General features: G+C 65.8%; 3 protein-coding genes and 1 pseudogene. 2 read left to right on the plus strand and 2 right to left on the minus strand.

The genetic code is table 11. From position 1 onward, the window contains the following. Together VGD20_RS13580 and VGD20_RS13585 are read left to right on the plus strand one after the other, a co-directional pair. Nucleotides 1–304, plus strand: a pseudogene (locus tag VGD20_RS13580) (MBL fold metallo-hydrolase); the annotation flags it as partial. 15 nt (nt 305–319) lie between these two features. Beyond that, entirely contained in the window at nt 320–580 is a 261-nt protein-coding gene (locus VGD20_RS13585) for a DUF1467 family protein (protein WP_331134963.1), read from the plus strand. Nucleotides 581–764: 184 nt separating this feature from the next. Here VGD20_RS13585 and VGD20_RS13590 read toward each other — a convergent pair whose 3' ends face one another. After that, complete coding sequence (locus VGD20_RS13590; protein ID WP_331134964.1) at nt 765–2,105, minus strand: folylpolyglutamate synthase/dihydrofolate synthase family protein; 1,341 nt, start codon at nt 2,103–2,105, stop codon at nt 765–767. Between the two features lie 124 nt (nt 2,106–2,229). Further along, nucleotides 2,230–2,728 (minus strand): acetyl-CoA carboxylase carboxyltransferase subunit beta (locus VGD20_RS13595; protein ID WP_331134965.1); only part of this gene is annotated, 499 nt, incomplete at its 5' end.

A 2,728-nucleotide genomic window follows, 5' to 3' on the forward strand; every position in this document is an offset into this window, starting at 1 on the left:
TCCGGCCGACGGCGAAAACATCAACGAGCGCCGCAAGCTCGCGCTTAACGGCCATATCACGGTCGCGGCGATCTTCGCGGAGAAGCGTTTCGTCGAAAGCGCGATCAGCTACCGGGGTGTCCCGGTCGAGGATGAGCGCGAGGCCTTTATCGACGAGATGCGCGAAGCTGCCGAGCAGGCCGCGACCGGCCCCGCGCGCGACGAGGAAAAGCTGCGCGAGGCGATCCGCCTCGGCGTGCGGCGCGTCGCGACCGACTGGACGGGAAAGAAGCCCGTCGTCGATGTGATGCTCGTCGACATCTGAACGGGAACGACTGCAATGAAATGGACTTCGGCGCTCGCCATCTACCTGCTGTTCTGGGCGTTCAGCGCCTTCTTCGTGCTGCCCTTCCACGGCCGCCGTGCGAGTGATGACGCGACCCCGCTGGTCAAGGGGCAGGAACCGGGGGCTCCGGCGACTTTCCGACCGGGGCGTATCCTGTTGCAGATGACGATCGCTGCGACGATCACCTTCGTCCTCTATTACCTCGCCTATGTGAACGGCTGGGCCGATCCCGACGTGCTCAGCGGGCGCGCCTGAACGGCAGCTCGCGGCCGAGCCTCTGTGTCAGGTTTGGGGTGGAGAGGTGGAGAGCAGGAAGTCGCTCACCTCTTTCGTCATCCCGGACTTGATCCGGGATCCCTAGCCGCGCCCTCAGCCATGGACCCCGGATCAAGTCCGGGGCGATGATGGAGAGGGCAGTAACGGGTCGAACGTCGTCGCTCTAAACCGGCCACTCGTCATTGAGATCCAGGACGACGCCGGCAAGGTAGAGCGAACCGCAGATCAGAACATCGCCGGGCGCGCGATGGTCAGCGATGTGACGCAGCGCCGCGGCGGCATCGTCGCAGGGCTGCGCGTCGACGATGCCGAGAACGGACCGGACCCGGCGGCAAAGATCCCCGGGATCGTAATGGTCGTGCCCCGGGATCGGGACCGCCTGAAACGAGGCGATATGGCTGGCGAATGGCCGAAGGAAGCCCATGGCGTCCTTGTTCTTGAGCAGTCCGCATATGACATGCAACGGCGCGCGGCCGTCGAGCGCTTTTGCAAGTGCGACACCGGCGTCGGGATTATGCCCGCCATCGAGCCATGTGCCGGCACCTTCGGGCAAAAGTGCGGTGAGCGGGCCGGCACCAAGGCGCTGCATGCGACCGGGCCAGAAAGCGTCGGCAACGCCGGCGGCGATCTCGGTATCGGTCGGTTGAGGATCCGGGGCGAGGCGCAGCATGGCGATGGCGAGCCCTGCGTTGCGCATCTGGTGTGCGCCAGCCATGCGCGGGTGTAGCAGCGGCGCGACCGATCCCAGTCTGGAGGTCCAATGGAAGGCCTCGCCATCGGCTTCGAGCGCCCAGCCTTCATCTTCGGGGAAGAGCGTTGCGCCGACATCGGCGACCCTGGCGGCAATGGTATCGCGCACATGGGGCGGATAAGCGAGAGTCGCAACGGGGGTGCCGGGTTTGATGATCCCGGCCTTTTCCCACGCGATGCGCATCGCCGGATCGACGGGTGTCCCGGCTTCGGGGGCGAGCAGAAAGGCTTCGTGATCGATGCCGAGCGACGCGATGCCGGCCACTGCAGGAGGCGGGATGATGTTGGTTGCGTCGAGACGCCCGCCGAGGCCGACCTCGATGATGCAGTCGTCGGCGGGGGTACGTGCGAAGGCGAGGAAGGCGGCGGCGGTGGTGACTTCGAAGAAGCTCGCCTGCAGGTCGGCCGCCTCGTCGAGCACTTCTTCGAGCAGCGCCGCGAGCAGCGCGTCGTCGATCAGCGTCCCGGCGAGGCGGATGCGTTCGTTGAAGCGGACGAGATGTGGGCTGGTATAGCTGTGCACGCGGCGGCCCTGCGCTTCGAGAATTGCACGCAGATAGGCGCAGGTCGATCCTTTGCCATTGGTCCCGGCGACATGAAAGGTACGCGGGAGTTGTAACTGGGGGTTGCCGAGGCGTGCGCAGAGTTCGGCGATTCGTTCGAGACCGAGAATGTCACGTCCCGGCGACAGCGCGGCGAGGCGATCGAGCTGGATCTGGACCGCGGGGTCGGAGCTATGGGCGTGGTCGGGCATTTTCAAGCCTTGATAGTGCCTATCGCGCCTTCGTCATGCCGGACTTGATCCGGCATCCATTACCGCGCCGCCGAATGGACCCCGGATCAAGTCCGGGGTGACGAAAAGAGGTTGGCGGTGTGCCTTACGCAGCCTTTTCGGGCGCCAGATAGCCGATCAGGCGGCCCAGCGTCTCGGGAAGCTCCTTGCGGTGCACCACCATGTCGATCATCCCGTGATCGAGCAGATATTCGGCGCGCTGAAAGCCTTCGGGCAGTTTCTCGCGGATGGTGTTCTCGATCACGCGCTGGCCCGCGAAGCCGATCAGTGCCTTGGGCTCGCTGATCTGGATGTCGCCCAGCATCGCATAGCTCGCGGTGACGCCGCCCGTGGTCGGATCGGTAAGCAGAACGATATAGGGCAGGCCCGCGCGGCGCAGGCGTGCAAGTGCCACCGTCGCGCGCGGCATCTGCATCAGCGAGAGCGTGCCTTCCTGCATACGCGCGCCGCCCGCGGCGGTGATCGCGATATAGGGGACGCCGCGCCGGATCGCGTCCTCGACCCCGGCGACGAACGCTTCCCCGACGGCGACGCCCATCGACCCGCCCATGAAGGCGAAATCCTGGACGCCGATCACGACGGGT

This window comes from Sphingopyxis sp., from assembly GCF_036402335.1.
Lineage (GTDB): Bacteria > Pseudomonadota > Alphaproteobacteria > Sphingomonadales > Sphingomonadaceae > Sphingopyxis.